Here is a 14,629-nt window from a genome sequence, read left to right as displayed (position 1 = left end):
TGTCCTGGCCGCGGGCGTGCGTGCCGCACTCACGCCGACCTGCGGAACCCGATCGTCGGCACAGCCCTCCGCAACGGCCACGGCCGCGCCGCCTCCTCGTCCGGCACCAGCGACCCGAGGAACGCGTACCGCCGTAGCGCCACAGGATCCTGCCCCTCGACGGACTGCACCCTTCGCCACCACCCCATGACCTCCGCCCACCCCGGCGCCGACAGCGACCCGCCGAACTCCTGCACGGAGAGTGCGGCGGTCAGGCCGGCGAAGGCGAGCCGGTCAGCCAGCGGCCACCCGGCCAGCGTGCCGGTGACGAAGCCCGCCACGAAGACGTCCCCCGCCCCGGTGGGATCGAGCGCCTCCACGGCGATCGCCGGGACCTCTGCCGTCTCCCCCGTCCGCCGGTCCACCGCGTACGCGCCCTCCGCACCGAGGGTGACCACAGCGAGCGGCACGTGTTCGGTGAGGGCGTGTGCGGCGGCACGGGGGCAGGCCGCTCCCGTGTACCGCATGGCCTCCGCCGCGTTCGGCAGGAACGCCTCGCAGTGTTCGAGGTCGGCCAGCCCCGCCAGGTCCCACGCCCCGGTGTCGTCCCAGCCGACGTCGGCGAAGATGCGTGTGCCGTGGTGTGCGGCCTCGGCGATCCAGGGGGCGCGCTTGCCGGGGGTGAGGGAGGCGACGGCGGCGCGGGCGAGGGGCGCGGTCTCGGGGGCGGGTTCCTCGGGGGGCGGTTCGTGGCCGTGGGAGACCATCGTGCGCTCGCCCTCGTAGGCCATGGAGACGGTGACCGGGGAGTGCCAGCCGGGGACCGTGCGGGACGGGGAGAGGTCGATGCCCTCGCCCTGCGCGAGGGCGTCCCAGCAGTAGTCGCCGTAGTGGTCGTCGCCGAAGGCGGCCGCGAGGGACGTGCGCAGGCCGAGGCGGGCCAGGGCGGTGGCCATGTTGGCGACGCCGCCGGGGCTCGACCCCATCCCGCGTGCCCAGGACTCGGTCCCGCGCACCGGGGCGGAGTCGAGCCCGGTGAAGATGATGTCGAGGAAGACGGTGCCCGTGAGATAGACGTCCCAGGGCGGGTCACCCGGTGTGCGCAGGGCGGCCAGGGGGTCGACCTGGGGCCGGTTGCGGGGGTCCTCTCCGATGGACGGGGTCACGTGCGCTCCCTGACGGTGGTGCCGGTTCAGCCAGTGTGCACCAGACCACCGGCATCGGGGTGGCACTCCCGCCTCTGCCACCCCACCGCGTCAGGCCACCGTCAGGCCACCGCAGGTCCCGGACGGGTGGTCCGGGCCGCCCCGGGCGTCGCCTTGGGCTCCGGGGTCACCGGGGCCTTCGCCGGCTTCGTACGGACCCGGTCGTTGCGGCCGCCGCCCCGTACCAGCAGGACGCTGAGCGCGGCGAGGAAGCCGATGACGGTGAGGCCGACCAGGCCGCCCTTCGTGGAACCGGTGGCGTCCTCGATGATGCCGAAGGCGGTCGGGGCGACGAAACCGCCGAGGTTGCCGATGGAGTTGACGAGCGCGATGCCGGGGGCGGCGGCGCGGGCGTCGAAGTAGCTCTGCGGGATGGTCCAGAAGATCGGGGAGGCCGGTTTGAAGCCCATGGCGGCCAGGCACAGCGCGCCCAGGCCCGCCCACGGCGACACGAACACGGCGAGCAGGGTGCCGCAGCCGCCGAGGACCAGCAGTGTCATCAGGATCGGGCGCCGCTTGCCGATGCGGTCGGAGATCCGGCCGCTGACGTAGACGGCGACGATCGCGCACAGCCACGGCACCGAGGTGAGCAGCCCCACCTGGAAGGAGCTGAGCCCGCCGATGTCGTCCACGATCGACGGGAGCCAGAAGGTGACCGCGTACAGGGCGACGTTGATCGCGAAGTAGATCCACAGGAAGAGCAGCATCTGGGGGTCGGCGAGCAGCTTCCAGCGGGAGACGTGCGCGCTGGTGCCGCGTTCGGCGTCGCGTGCGTCCTGTTCGGCGTCGATGACCGCGACGAGGCCGGTCTTCTCGTCGTCCGTGAGCCAGGTCGCCGTCTCGATGCCGGAGTCGAGGAAGCGGTAGACGACGAAGCCGAGGACGACGGAGAGGACGCCCTCGATGAAGAACATCCACTGCCAGCCCGCGTGGCCCCAGACGCCGTGCATCTCCAGCAGGGCGCCCGAGATGGGGCCGACGATCACCGTCGCGGTGCCGGAGCCCATCAGGAAGATCGAGGTGGCGCGGCCTCGGTGGGAGTCCGGGAGCCAACGGCTGAAGTAGTAGATCACCGCCGGGAAGAAGCCGGCCTCCGCGACGCCGAGCAGGAAACGCAGGGCGTAGAACATGCCGACGCTGTCGACGAAGGCCATCGCGGTCGCCACGACGCCCCAGCTGATCATGATCCGGGTGAGCCAGACCTTGGCGCCGAAGCGCTCCATCAGCATGTTGGAGGGGACTTCGAAGAGGGCGTACGCGATGAAGAAGATCCCGGCGCCGAGTCCGAACGCGGCGGCCGAGAGGCCGACGTCGGCGCGGAGTTCGTCCTGGGCGAAGCCGAGGTTGACGCGGTCCATGTAGTTCGCGACGAACATCACGAAGAAGAGGGGGACCACGCGGCGGAAGATTTTACGGATGGCGGACTGGACGGCGGGCGGGTGTTCCGTGGGGACTGCCGGTGGTACTGACACGAGCGGCTCCGATCGTGCTCAGGGGAGGGGAGTTACCAGCGGGGAACGGCCGGCGTGACCCAGTCCGGGTCGGCGACCCGCATCGCCGCAGCGTCGTCGCGGTCCTTCAGCGTGCCGTCGTCGTCGAGCCACCGCTGGTGGAGGAACGCAAGGCGGGCGCGGTCGAGTTCGACGCCGAGGCCGGGTGCGTCGGAGACGGTGACCTTGCCGTCCTCGAACGTCAGCCGCTGGGTGAGGACGTCCTCCGACTGCCAGGGGTAGTGGGAGTCGCAGGCATGGTGGAGGTTGGGGACGGTGGACGCCACGTGGGTCATGGCGGCCAGCGAGATCCCGAGGTGGGTGTTGGAGTGCATGGAGATGCCGACGCCGAAGGTGCGGCAGATGGCGGCAAGTTGCTGGGTGTTGCGCAGGCCGCCCCAGTAGTGGTGGTCGGAGAGGACGACCTGGACGGCGTCCTTCTGGAACGCCTCCTTGATCTCGGCGAAGGTCGTCACGCACATGTTGGTGGCGAGGGGGACTTCGGTGTACGCGGCGACCTCGGCCATGGCGGGGGTGCCGAGGGCGGGGTCCTCCAGGTATTCGAGGACGTCCCCGAGTTCCTTCGCCACCGTCAGTGAGGTCTGCACGGACCAGGCGCCGTTGGGGTCGAGGCGCAGGGGGTGGCCGGGGAAGGCCTCGGCGAGGGCGCGGATCGCGGCGATCTCCTCCTCGGGCGGGAAGACGCCGCCCTTGAGCTTGAAGGAGGTGAAGCCGTAGCGCTCGGTGAACTTGCGAGCCTGTTCGACGACTCCGGCCGGGTCGACGGCGGCACCCCAGTCGTCCTTCTCGGCGGCGACGCTCTCGGGGTGGTCGGCCCACTTGTAGAAGAGGTAGGCGCTGTACTCGACGGCGTCGCGCACCTTGCCGCCGAGCAGGGCGTGCACGGGCAGGCCGAGGGCCTTGCCGAGGGCGTCGAGGCAGGCGACCTCGAAGGCGGAGATGACGGACAGCCGCAGCTTGTCGGCGGTCTGGACGCCGCGCAGTCCGCCGACGTCGACCTGGCCGAAGACGCGGGAGCTGTCCACGGCCACCTCCTCGGCGACGACGAACAGCCCGTTGAGGTCGCTGACCTGGCGGCCGACGAGCTTGTCCGCGAACGGGCGGGCGAGCTCCAGGTACTTGGTGTCGCCGTAGGTCTCCCCCACGCCCGTCGTCCCGTCGGCGGTGACCACCTCGACGATGAGGCGGGGGGTGTACGGCTGGTGCACGCCCTGCGTGTTGAGCAGCGGCGGGTCGGCGACCAGGATCGGCGTCAGGCGGACCTCGGTGATGGTCAGGTCGCGGGTCACAGGGCGGCTCCTACGAGGTCGAGTCCGGTGGTGAGGACGGCCTTGAGGTCGGCCAGGTCGGCGGCCGACGGGTCGGTGAGCGGGGCGCGGACGGGGCCGACGGGGCGGCCGCGCAGCCGGGCGGCGGCCTTGACCAGGGACACGGCGTAGCCGGGCACCCGGTCGCGGAGTTCGACGAGCGGGACGTAGAAGTCGCGCAGCAGTCGGTCGGTGGTCTTGTCGTCGCCCGCGTGGAGGGCGGTGAAGAAGGCGTTCGCGATCTCGGGGGCGAAGGCGTGCACGGCGGAGGAGTAGGCGGGGACGCCGACGGTGGCGTAGGCGCGGGCCTGGATCTCGGCGGTGGCGGCGCCGTTGAAGAAGAGGAAGCCCTCGGGGGCGGCGAGGGTGAGGCGCTGGAGGCGGTCGAGGTCGCTGTGGCCGTCCTTGAGGCCGATGACGCCGGGGATCTCGGTGATGCGCCTGAACGCCCCCACGCCGAACGCGACCTGGCCGCGCTGGTAGGCGATGAGCGGGAGCCGGGTGCGGGCGGCGATCTGCTCCAGTTGGGCGACGAGGCCGTCCTGCGGGGCGGCGACGAGGTAGTGCGGCAGGACGAGGAGGGCGTCGGCTCCGGCGTCCTCGGCGATGCGCGCGAAGCGGGCGGCCTGCGCCCAGCCGTAGCCGATGCCGGCGACGACGGGTACCCGGCCGGCCGCCTCCTCGACGGTGATGGTGACGACCTGCCGGTACTCGTCCTCGTCGAGGGAGAAGAACTCGCCGGTGCCGCAGGCGGGGAAGACGGCCCCGGGGGCGGTGGCGATCTGGGCGGCGACATGGGTGCGGAAGCCGTCGGGGTCGAGTGAGCCGTCCTGGTGGAAGCTCGTCAGCGGGAACGACAGCACGCCGCCCGCCATGCCGTCCCGCAACCGCCGGGCCGTGTCCGGGTGGAGGGTCACCCTCAGTCATCTCCCTATGTAGACGTCATCCACGTATGAAGATGGAGGTTAGATAGGCGAACACCGGCCGTCAATGGGGCCGCCATCGGGGTCGCGCGCGCCCTTACCGGTGATCTTGCATGGAAGCCCCCGCGTTCACCGGGGATGAAGCGGATCTCCCGACTACTCTGCCCTGCAGACTAGAGCGGACGTTTTTGCTGCTCGATGTATTGGCGGACGGCTCCAGCGGTGCTCCGCCGCACAATGCGGAGAAGTACGAGAGCGACTACAGATGCCCCCGCATCAGGACGCGGTCGATCCGGCCGGTGAACTCCTGCCGCGTCCGGCGAGCGGAGACGCACTTGAGCCGACGACAGTGTCGGATCGAACACGCTTGCTCACATCGTGCGCAATTCCAATTGAATGTGACCTTTCGCCGCGAGCGGCCCCGAAGCATCAATACGGTGATCGCCATGCAGCTCCGCTACAACTACCGGGCCTACCCTGACACCTCCCAGCGCCGTGCGCTGGCGCGTGCGTTCGGGTGCGCCCGCGTGGTGTGGAACGACTGCCTGCGTGACCGGAAAAAAGCGCACGCGGCAGGACTGCCGTATGTGAAGTCGGCCGAGTTGTCCCGGCTTCGCATCACCCAGGCCAAGCGCACCGAGGAACGCGCCTGGCTCGCCGATGTGTCGGCGGTCGTCCTGCAGCAGTCTCTGCGGGATCTGGATGCCGCCTACAAGAACTTCTTCGACAGCCTCACGGGCAAGCGGCAGGGGCGGAAGGTGGGCCCGCCCCGCTACAAATCAAAGAAGGACACCCGGCAGTCGATCCGCCTCAACACCAACGCCTTCTCCCTCCCGGACGACGGCAGGGTGTACGTGGCCAAGGTCGGCAACCTCAAGGTCAAGTGGTCCCGTCGGCTGCCGGCCGCGCCCACGTCCCTGACCGTCACCAAGGACAGCTCCGGCCGGTACTTCCTCAGCTTCGTCGTGGACACCGAGCCGGACGTCCTCCCCGGCCTGGAGACCGACGCTGGTCTCGACCTCGGCCTGTCCGCGTTCGCGATCCTCTCCGACGGGACGAAGATCAGCGCCCCGCGTTTCCTGCGTCGGGCCGAGAACAAGCTCAAGCGCCTCCAGCGGGAGTTGTCCCGCAAGGCCAAGGGATCGAAGAACCGGGCCAAGGCCCGCGTCAAGGTCGCACGCCAGCACGCCAAGGTCGCCGACCGGCGCCGGGACTTCCACCACAAGGCATCCACGCAGATCATTCGCGACAACCAAGCGGTGTACGTGGAAGACCTCGCGGTGTCCAGCCTCGGTCGTACCCGGCTCGCCAAGTCCGTGCACGATGCGGGATGGTCCGCGTTCGTCGGCATGCTGGAGTACAAGGCGGTCAAGCACGGCCGCACTTTCGCCAAAGTGGGCCGGTCCTTCCCGTCCTCCCAGGTCTGCTCTGCCTGCGGATTCCGGGACGGCCCCAAGCCCCTGCACGTCCGCGAGTGGACATGCGGCGAGTGCGGCACTGTGCACGACCGTGACCACAACGCAGCACGCAACGTCCTCTTCGAAGGACGCCGAATCGTCGCCACCGGACGGGCGGAGACGCTAAACGCCTCGTGGAGCGCCGGTAAGAGCAGGACGAAAGTCCCGGCACAGCGCGTTGAAGCAGGAAGCCCCCGGAAGGGTCAGACGACCCAGGCCGGAATCCCTGGACTTCAGGTCAGGGAGCACGTCAAGATCGGCACATGTCGGAGACAGGGGGCACGGGAGGCGTCCGCGAGGTGAAGTCGGCGGCGCGCACCGTCGAGCTGCTGGAACTGCTCGCGGCGCGCGGCGACCGCCCGGCGCGGCTGCAGGAGCTGGCGGACGAGCTGGGCGTGCCGCGCAGCTCGATGTACGCGCTGCTGCAGACCCTGATCTCGCGCGGCTGGGTCCGCACGGACGTCACCGGATCCCTCTACGGCATCGGCATCCACGCCCTGCTGACCGGCACCAGCTACCTCGACTCCGACCCGCGCGTACGGCTGGTGCGGCCCTATCTGGACGAGGCGTCCCAGGCGCTGGGCGAGACCATCCATCTGGGGCGGCTCGACGGGCGCAACGTGGCGTACCTGGCGACGCGCGAGTCGCACGAGTACCTGCGGACCATCAGCCGGGTGGGGCGCCGGTTGCCGGCCCACGCGGGCGCGCTGGGCAAGGCGCTGCTCGCGGAGCGCCCGGACGAGGACCTGCCCGAGGGGCCGTACGAGGCGCTGACGCCGAACACCCACACCGGCCGTGCGCCCCTGGCGGCGGACCTCGCCGCGGTACGGGACCGCGGCTACTCCGTGGACCGCGAGGAGGGCGTCCAGGGCATCGTCGGCTTCGGGTTCGCGCTGCGCTACGACACTCCCGTGCAGGACGCCGTGAGTTGCTCGGTGCCGGTGGCCCGGCTGACGCCGGAGCACGAGGAGCGGATCGTCGCGGTGATGCGGGAGATCCGGGCGAAGATCGAGGCGACGGCACCCGGGGCGGGCGGGGCCGTGAACTGGCGCTAGCGGGCGCCTGGTTGACCCGACAGAGGCCACCGCTGCTACCCGGCCTCTCTCACCCCAAACGTAAAGTGATCCACATCACCCGGCCCGCGTTTCTTTCCCGAACCGTGTGCTTGATACAAATTGGCCGCGCGTTCCCGTCCGTCGACGGCCGTCGCCATCCCCCCTCTTCTTGAGCCCCTTTCGCATGCCCTGGGAACGCCCGTGTTCGCCCCCCGCACCACCCCCTGGCCCCTCGTCGCCCTTTTCACGGCCGGGTACCTCGCCCCGTATCTGCTCCCGACGGTCGTCGGGCGGCTGGACGCGGGACTGCCCCTGTCGGCCACCCAGGCCGGTGCCGTCGGCAGCGCACTGCTGCTGAGTTCGGCCGCCGCCGGGTTCGTACTGGCCTCCCGCGTCGAGCGGATCGGGGCCCGCGCCCTGGCCCGCGTCGGCCTGCTCCTCGCCGTCCTCGGCTACGGCGGGGCCGCCCTCACGGGCAGTGTCCCGGCCGTCGTCTTCGGCGCCATGGTCGGCGGCTTCGGGTCGGGTACGGCCACGACGGTCGCCGCCACCCGGATCGCCGCCCAGCGCGATCCGCACCGCGCCTCCGCGCTGGGGCTGCTCGCGGTGTCCGCGCTCGCCGGCACCGTCTACCTGACCGTGCCTCACCTCGGGGCCGGTCACGGGCAGCCCCTGGCCGCGATCGCGCTCACCGCGCTCGCCGTCTGGCCGCTCACGGGCCGCCTCCCCGGCCCTACGGCGGTCCCGCACACCCGTCGGCAGCGCGAACCCCTCCCCCACCTGCGCTCCGGGCTGCTCCTGGCCGCCGCCATGCCGTGCTGGTCCCTCGCCCAGAACGCCCTGTGGGGCGTGAGCGGCCGGATAGGGCTCACCCAGGCGCACCTCACCGAGGCGACCGTCGGCGTGGTGTTCGCCGCGGCGCTGGGCACGGGGCTGCTGGGCGTGCTCGGCGCGGGCGCGCTGGGGGCGCGGTTCGGGCGGGCGCTGCCCATCGGGGCCGGTACCGCGGTCATCGCCGGGTGCATCGCCGTCAGCGCCTCCGCGACCGGCCTGGCGAGCTTCGCGGCCGGCGAGATCGCCTGGAACACCTTCTACCCGGTCGTCCTGTCGTACCTGATCGGGCTCGCCGCCTCGCTCGACCCGCGCGGCCGCTGGGCGGTGCTCGTCGGGTCCGCGTCCTCCCTGGGCACGGCGGCGGGCCCGCTGACCGGGAGTGTGCTGTCCGCGCAGGCCGGATTCCCCGTCATGGGCGCGGTCCTCGCCGTCGGACTGCTGGTCGTCGCCGTCCCCATGACCGCCGTCGCCCTGCACACCGGCGGACGCCCGCTGCTGCCCGGCGCGGTCCGGCGGCGCGGCGGCACCCCGGCCGCCGTGGTCGCCGCGGCCACCGGCACGCCCACGGGCGCGGTGCCGCGGGTCGGCGCACCGGAGCAGCCGGTGGTGGAGATCCCGGTGGACGCCCCCGCCGTACCGGCCCGCGCCGCCTACGACACGGCCGGCCCCCGGCGGGCGGGCGCCGCACCGGGGGCCGGGGCGAAGTAGAACCTGTCTCAACCAGCGGGTGGCGTTCGGATCAGCCCGGATCAGAACGCGTACGCCTCCACCTCGGCGAGGTAGCGTGCCCGCCGCTCCTCGTCGTGCTCCAGGAAGGAGGCGAGGAAGGAGTTGCGGGCCAGTTCGCGCAGCCGGTCCTCGCCCAGGCCCAGTGCCTGGCGTACGGCGTGGAAGTTGTCGTCGACGTAGCCGCCGAAGTAGGCCGGGTCGTCGGAGTTGACCGTGCACAGCAGGCCGGCGTCCAGCATGGCGGGCAGCGGGTGCTCGGCGAGGACGTCGACCGCCCGCAGCCGGACGTTGGACAGAGGGCACAGGGTCAGCGGGATCCGCTCCCGCACGAGCCGTGCTACGAGGTCCGGGTCCTCCATGCAGCGCAGTCCGTGGTCGACGCGCTCGACGCCGAGGACGTCCAGGGCCTCGGTGATGTACTCCGGCGGGCCCTCCTCGCCGGCGTGCGCCACGCGTCGCAGGCCGAGGGCGGCGGCCGCCTCGTACACCTCGCGGAACTTGACCGGCGGGTGGCCGACCTCGGCCGAGTCGAGGCCGATGCCGGTGATCCGGTCCAGGTACGGCCGGGCCGCGTCCAGGGTCTGAAGGGCCGACGCGGCGGACTCGTCGCGCAGGAAGCACAGGATGAGCTGGGTGGAGACGCCGTGGTTGGCCTCGCTGCTGCCGAGCGCCCGCCACAGCCCCTCGACGACCGTACCCATCTCCACCCCGCGGGCGATGTGGGCCTGCGGGTCGAAGAAGATCTCCGCGTGCCGCACGCCCTGCGCGGCGGCGCGGGCGAGGTAGGCGTTCGCGAGGTCCTCGAAGTCCCGCTCGGTGCGCAGGACCGCCATGAGCTCGTAGTACAGGTTCAGGAAGGACTGGAGGTCCTCGAACTGGTACGCCTTGCGCAGCTCTTCGGTGTCCGCGTACGGCAGCTCGACACCGTTGCGCGCGGCGAGCTCGAACGCCAGCTCGGGCTCCAGGGTGCCTTCGATGTGCAGGTGCAGTTCAGCTTTTGGGAGGGGCATCAAAGCATGGTACGGGTGTTTTATCTTCGCTTCGGAACCGGCACCCGCAGCAGATCGTGCGCCACGGTCAGCTCCCCCTCGAAGCCCGCGGCCCGCGCCTGCCGTTCGAACTCTCCCCCAGACTCCGTCCGGGAGGTGCCCCCAGGCTCCGAGTAGCGCTGGCTGAAGTGGGTCAGCACGAGATGCCGCACCCCGGCGTCCCGCGCCACCCGCGCCGCCTGACCGGCGGTCAGATGGCCGTGCTCGACGGCGAGTTCCTCGTCCTCGTCGAGGAAGGTGGACTCGATGACGAGCATGTCGCAGCCCTCGGCGAGCGCGTCCACGCCGTCGCACAGCCGGGTGTCCATGACGAACGCGAACCGCTGCCCGCGCCGCACCTCGCTGACCTCTTCGAGCGTCACCCCGCCCACGGCGCCCTCCCGCTGGATGCGGCCGATGTCCGGCCCCTTGATCCCGCGCGCGGCGAGCCGCTCGGGCAGCATGCGGCGGCCGTCGGGCTCGACGAGGCGGTAGCCGTAGGACTCCACGGGGTGGGAGAGCTTGCGGGCCTCCAGGGTGTAGCTCTTCGTCACGGCCATCACCCCGTCCGCCGCGACCGGGGCCTCGGCGAGCTCCACGGTCTCGCGGTAGGCGGTGGCGTACCGCAGCCGGTCGAAGAAGCGTTGGCCCGAGCGCGGGTAGTGGGCGGTGACCTGGTGCGGGACCTTGTCGAGGTTGATGCGCTGGATGACCCCGGCGAGGCCCAGCGAGTGGTCGCCGTGGAAGTGCGTGACGCAGATCCGGTTCAGGTCGTGCGCGGCGACCCCGGCACGCAGCATCTGGCGCTGTGTGCCCTCGCCCGGGTCGAACAGGATGCCGTCGCCGTCCCAGCGCAGCAGGTAGCCGTTGTGGTTGCGGTGCCGGGTCGGCACCTGGCTCGCGGTGCCGAGGACCACCAGTTCACGTACGGACACGACGCCTTACCCGGGGGGCCATTGCAGGCCACGGCCACCCAGGACATGGGCGTGCGCGTGGAAGACGGTCTGCCCGGCGCCGCTACCGGTGTTGAAGACGACCCGGTAGCTGTCCAGCTTCTCCTCGTCGGCGATCACCTGTGTCTCCCGCAGCACGTCCGCCGCGAGCTCCGGCGCGGCGGCGGCGAGCGCGGCGGCGTCCGGGTAGTGCGCCTTCGGGATCACCAGGACATGCGTCGGCGCCTGCGGATTGATGTCCCGGAACGCGACGGTCGTGTCCGACTCCCGCACGATCGTCGCCGGGATGGACCCCGCCACGACCTTGCAGAACAGACAGTCGTCCTGCGGCTCCCCTGCCATGTGGCCTCCTCCAGCCTTTGATCGCGTACGCGGGCATGTTATCCGGGGGCGCAGCCCCCGGGGCGGTCACGGCAGCGTCGGGGGCACCTTGGCCGGGGTCTCCTCGAGTGCGGCCAACGCCAACCGAACCGCCTCGTCCAGCTGGACGTCCCTGCCCGCACCCCAGTCCTGCGGCGTCTGCACCACCTCCACGTCCGGGTCCACCCCGTGGTTCTCCACCCCCCACTCATATCCCTCGAGCCAGAACGCGTACTTCGGCTGGGTCACCAACGTCCCGTCCACCAGCCGGTACCGACTGTCGATCCCGACCACCCCGCCCCACGTCCGCGTCCCCACCACCGGACCCAGCCGCAACGCCTTGATCGCCGCGTTCACGATGTCCCCGTCCGACCCGGAGAACTCGTTCGCGACGGCCACGACAGGCCCACGCGGCGCATCCCGCGGATAGCTCTCCGCCCGCATACCGCGCGGCAGGTCCCACCCCACGATGCGCCGGGCCAGCTTCTCGATCACCAGCTGGGACGTGTGTCCGCCCCGGTTCTCGCGGAGGTCGACGACCAGCCCCTCCCGCGCCACCTCCACCCGCAGGTCCCGGTGGATCTGGGCCCAGCCGGGCGCCTGCATGTCCGGGACGTGGAGATACCCGAGCCGCCCGCCGGACACCTCGTGCACGTGCGCCCGCCGGCCCACGACCCACGCGTGGTACCGCAGCGCCTCCTCGTCGGCGATCGGCACGACCACGGCGTGCCGCAGCTCGCCCCCGCCGGACGGCGACACCGTCAGCTCGATCGTCCGCCCCGCCGTACCGACGAGCAGCGGCCCGGGCCCGGTCACCGGGTCCACCGGCACCCCGCCCACCGCCACGACCGCGTCCCCGGCCCGCACCGCGACGCCGGGTGCGGTGAGCGGGGAGCGGGCGAGGGGGTCGGAGGTCTCGGAGGGCAGGATGCGGTCGATGCGCCAGCTGCCGTCCTCGTGCCGGGAGAGGTCGGCGCCGAGCAGGCCCTGGCGGGCCCCGCGGCCGTATCCGCCGCGCGGCACGACGTACGCGTGCGACGTGCCGAGTTCTCCCTGCACCTCCCAGAGGAGGTCCACCAGGTCGTCGTGGGTGGCGACGCGCTCCACCACGGGCCGGTAGCGGTCGAGGACGGCGCCCCAGTCGACACCGTTCATGTCGGGGTGCCAGAAGTTGTCCCGCATGATGCGGCCGGTCTCGTCGAACATCTGCCGCCACTCGGCCGCCGGGTCGATCATCTGGCGGACCCGGCCGAGGTCGACGGTGATGTTCGAGTCGCTGTCGTCGTCGCCGGAGGCCCGCCGGTCGCTGGGTACGACCTTCAGCTTGCCGTCGGTCCACAGCAGCAGGCGTTTGCCGTCGCCGCTGACCTCGAAGTGGTCGGCGTCGGCGGCGAGGTGCTCCAGGCGCTGCTGGGCGAGGTCGTACCGCTCCAGCTCGGTGTCGGGGTCCGGGTCGTCCGGGGTGGCCCGGGAGGCGCCGAGGACGCCCTGCACCGGGTGGCGCAGCCACAGCACCCCGTCCTTCGCGGCCCGCAGGTTGGTGTAGCGGGCGGCCTCGACGGGGAACGGCACGATCCGGTCGGCGAGGCCGTCGAGGTCGACACGGGTGGCCGGGGTGCCCTCGCTGTCGGGCGTCTCGTCCTTGTCGGGCGCCTCGAAGGGCCGGCCGTGCCGCTGCGGCCCGAAGGGGGACGGTGTGGTCGCGGCCAGGGTGATCAGGTGGGGGCGGGTGCCGACGACGAACGCGAGGTCGAAGACGTGCTCGTCGTAGACGGGGTCGAAGGAGCGGTTCGACAGGAAGGCGAGGTGCTTGCCGTCGGGCGTGAAGGCGGGGTCGTAGTCCTGGAAGCGCAGCGGGGTCGCCTCGGTGACCGACAGGTCGGTCGTGTTGGCGAGCTTGAGCTGGCTCAGGGGGCGGGGCCCTGGGTGCGACCAGGCGAGCCAGGCCGAGTCGGGTGAGAAGACCAGACCGGAGACGTCCCCGTCGGCGCTGCTGTCGACCTCGCGGACCTCGCCGGTCTCCCGTTCGACGAGGAGGAGGCGTCCGTCGTGGGCGGCGACGGCGGCACGGCTGCCGTCGGGGGCCATGGCGAGCTCCAGGACCCGGCCGAGGCGTCCGGCGGCGAGGCGGCGCGGGGTCGCGCCGGGGGCGAGGCCGGTGGCGGGCGCGAACTCCAGGGCGTCCTCGCCCTCGGCGTCCGTCACCCACACCGCCCACTCCTCGCCGTCCGCGCGGAAGGTGCGCGGCAGCCGGGCCCGTACGCCGGGCTGGGCGGCGAGCGTACGGGTGGGGCCCGAGCGGTGGGTGACCCAGTGGACGGAGCCGCGCACGGAGACCGCGCTGCCGCGCGCGGTGTGGTCGGGGGCGGCGGAGCCGACCCAGCGGGCGGCGTTCACCTGGAAGGGCCGCCGGTCGGTGCGCTGGCCGCCGAGCCGGATGTCGAGGCGGCGCGGCTCGGCGCCGTCGAGGTCGTCGAGGAGCCACAGTTCACCGGCGCTCGCGTACACGACGCGGGTGCCGTCGCTCGCCGCGTGCCGGGCGTAGAAGCCCCCGAGCGGTGTGTGCCGGCGCAGGTCGGAGCCGTCGGCGAGGGAGGAGTACAGCGCGCCGGTGCCCTCGTGGTCGGAGAGGAAGGCGATGCGGTCCCCCACCCAGGTGGGGTACTCGAGGTTGCCGTCCAACTCCTCGTGCAGCCGCGTGAATTCACCGGTGTCGTCCCGGTCGATCCACAGCTTGCCCGCCGTACCGCCCCGGTAGCGCTTCCACCAGGCGGCCTCGCGGCCCATGGGCGCGGACAGCAGCACGGTGTGCGGGCCGTGGGCGACGTCGCCGACGGGTCCGTACGGCAGCCTGGTGGCGGGTCCGCCGTCGAGCGGGAGGGCGCGGGCCCAGGTGCGGCGCGTGCTGGCCTCGCCGTGGGCCGTGACCGCGAGGACCTGCCCGTCCGCGGTCCAGCCGCGTACCTGGGTCTTCGCGTTGCCCCAGTACGTCAGCCGTGTCGTGGGCCCGCCGTCGACCGGCGCGATGTGCACCTCGGGGGCGCCGTCGCGGGTGGAGGTCCAGGCGACGGTGGTGCCGTCGGGCGAGACGCGCGGATGGGTGACCGGCATGTTGTCGGCACTGACCCGCCAGGCGCGCCCGCCGTCGAGGGGGGCGAGCCAGACGTCGTCCTCGGCGGTGAAGGCCACCGACTCGCCGTGCGGGTGCGGGAAGCGGAGATAAGCCGATGAGGCGGCGGATGCCGTGGTCGCGGACTGAGTCACCCGATCACCCTATGCAGGGCGGAT

Annotated in this window: 11 protein-coding genes; 3 read left to right on the top strand and 8 right to left on the bottom strand. The window is 72.2% G+C overall.

Annotated features, from left to right (window positions below; genetic code table 11):
• Positions 1-29: 29 nt before the first annotated feature.
• From ACFYWX_RS08910 to ACFYWX_RS08895, 4 genes are all read right to left on the bottom strand, one after another.
• Positions 30-1,145, bottom strand: coding sequence for a carbohydrate kinase family protein (locus ACFYWX_RS08910; RefSeq protein WP_389423281.1), 1,116 nt, complete (start codon positions 1,143-1,145; stop codon positions 30-32).
• Between the two features lie 101 nt (positions 1,146-1,246).
• Positions 1,247-2,581 (bottom strand): MFS transporter, encoded by a 1,335-nt coding sequence (locus ACFYWX_RS08905; protein ID WP_389423414.1) that lies wholly within the window; start codon positions 2,579-2,581, stop codon positions 1,247-1,249.
• Between the two features lie 107 nt (positions 2,582-2,688).
• Positions 2,689-3,984, bottom strand: coding sequence for a glucarate dehydratase family protein (locus ACFYWX_RS08900; RefSeq protein ID WP_389423280.1), 1,296 nt, complete (start codon positions 3,982-3,984; stop codon positions 2,689-2,691).
• Positions 3,981-4,919, bottom strand: a complete 939-nt coding sequence (locus ACFYWX_RS08895; protein ID WP_389423279.1) for a 5-dehydro-4-deoxyglucarate dehydratase — start codon at positions 4,917-4,919, stop codon at positions 3,981-3,983. Before ACFYWX_RS08895 ends, ACFYWX_RS08900 begins: the two co-directional genes overlap by 4 nt.
• A 452-nt stretch (positions 4,920-5,371) precedes the next feature.
• On the opposite strand from ACFYWX_RS08895, the gene ACFYWX_RS08890 reads away from it, so the two are divergent.
• From ACFYWX_RS08890 to ACFYWX_RS08880, 3 genes are all read left to right on the top strand, one after another.
• On the top strand, positions 5,372-6,685 hold the full coding sequence (locus ACFYWX_RS08890; RefSeq protein ID WP_389423278.1) for an RNA-guided endonuclease InsQ/TnpB family protein: 1,314 nt from the start codon (positions 5,372-5,374) through the stop codon (positions 6,683-6,685).
• Positions 6,646-7,437, top strand: a complete 792-nt coding sequence (locus tag ACFYWX_RS08885; RefSeq protein ID WP_389423277.1) for an IclR family transcriptional regulator — start codon at positions 6,646-6,648, stop codon at positions 7,435-7,437. The genes ACFYWX_RS08890 and ACFYWX_RS08885 overlap by 40 nt, the downstream gene beginning before the upstream one ends.
• Positions 7,438-7,638: 201 nt before the next feature.
• Positions 7,639-8,979: an MFS transporter gene (locus tag ACFYWX_RS08880; RefSeq protein WP_389423276.1), complete on the top strand. Its 1,341-nt coding sequence runs from the start codon at positions 7,639-7,641 to the stop codon at positions 8,977-8,979.
• 41 nt (positions 8,980-9,020) lie between these two features.
• Here ACFYWX_RS08880 and ACFYWX_RS08875 read toward each other — a convergent pair whose 3' ends face one another.
• The 4 genes from ACFYWX_RS08875 to ACFYWX_RS08860 all read right to left on the bottom strand — a co-directional run bounded on the left by ACFYWX_RS08875 (position 9,021) and on the right by ACFYWX_RS08860 (position 14,605).
• Positions 9,021-10,010: an adenosine deaminase gene (locus ACFYWX_RS08875; protein ID WP_389423275.1), complete on the bottom strand. Its 990-nt coding sequence runs from the start codon at positions 10,008-10,010 to the stop codon at positions 9,021-9,023.
• 20 nt (positions 10,011-10,030) lie between these two features.
• Positions 10,031-10,963, bottom strand: a complete 933-nt coding sequence (locus tag ACFYWX_RS08870; RefSeq protein ID WP_389423274.1) for a ribonuclease Z — start codon at positions 10,961-10,963, stop codon at positions 10,031-10,033.
• Between the two features lie 6 nt (positions 10,964-10,969).
• Positions 10,970-11,323, bottom strand: a complete 354-nt coding sequence (locus ACFYWX_RS08865) for a histidine triad nucleotide-binding protein (protein WP_389423273.1) — start codon at positions 11,321-11,323, stop codon at positions 10,970-10,972.
• Positions 11,324-11,389: 66 nt separating this feature from the next.
• Positions 11,390-14,605: a S41 family peptidase gene (locus ACFYWX_RS08860; protein WP_389423272.1), complete on the bottom strand. Its 3,216-nt coding sequence runs from the start codon at positions 14,603-14,605 to the stop codon at positions 11,390-11,392.
• Positions 14,606-14,629 lie beyond the last annotated feature (24 nt).

Origin of the sequence: Streptomyces sp. NPDC002888 (genome assembly GCF_042888465.1) — a bacterium.
Classification (GTDB): Bacteria; Actinomycetota; Actinomycetes; order Streptomycetales; family Streptomycetaceae; genus Streptomyces.
Note: the sequence above shows the minus strand (reverse complement) of the source record. Positions and strands in the feature narration are given on the sequence as shown.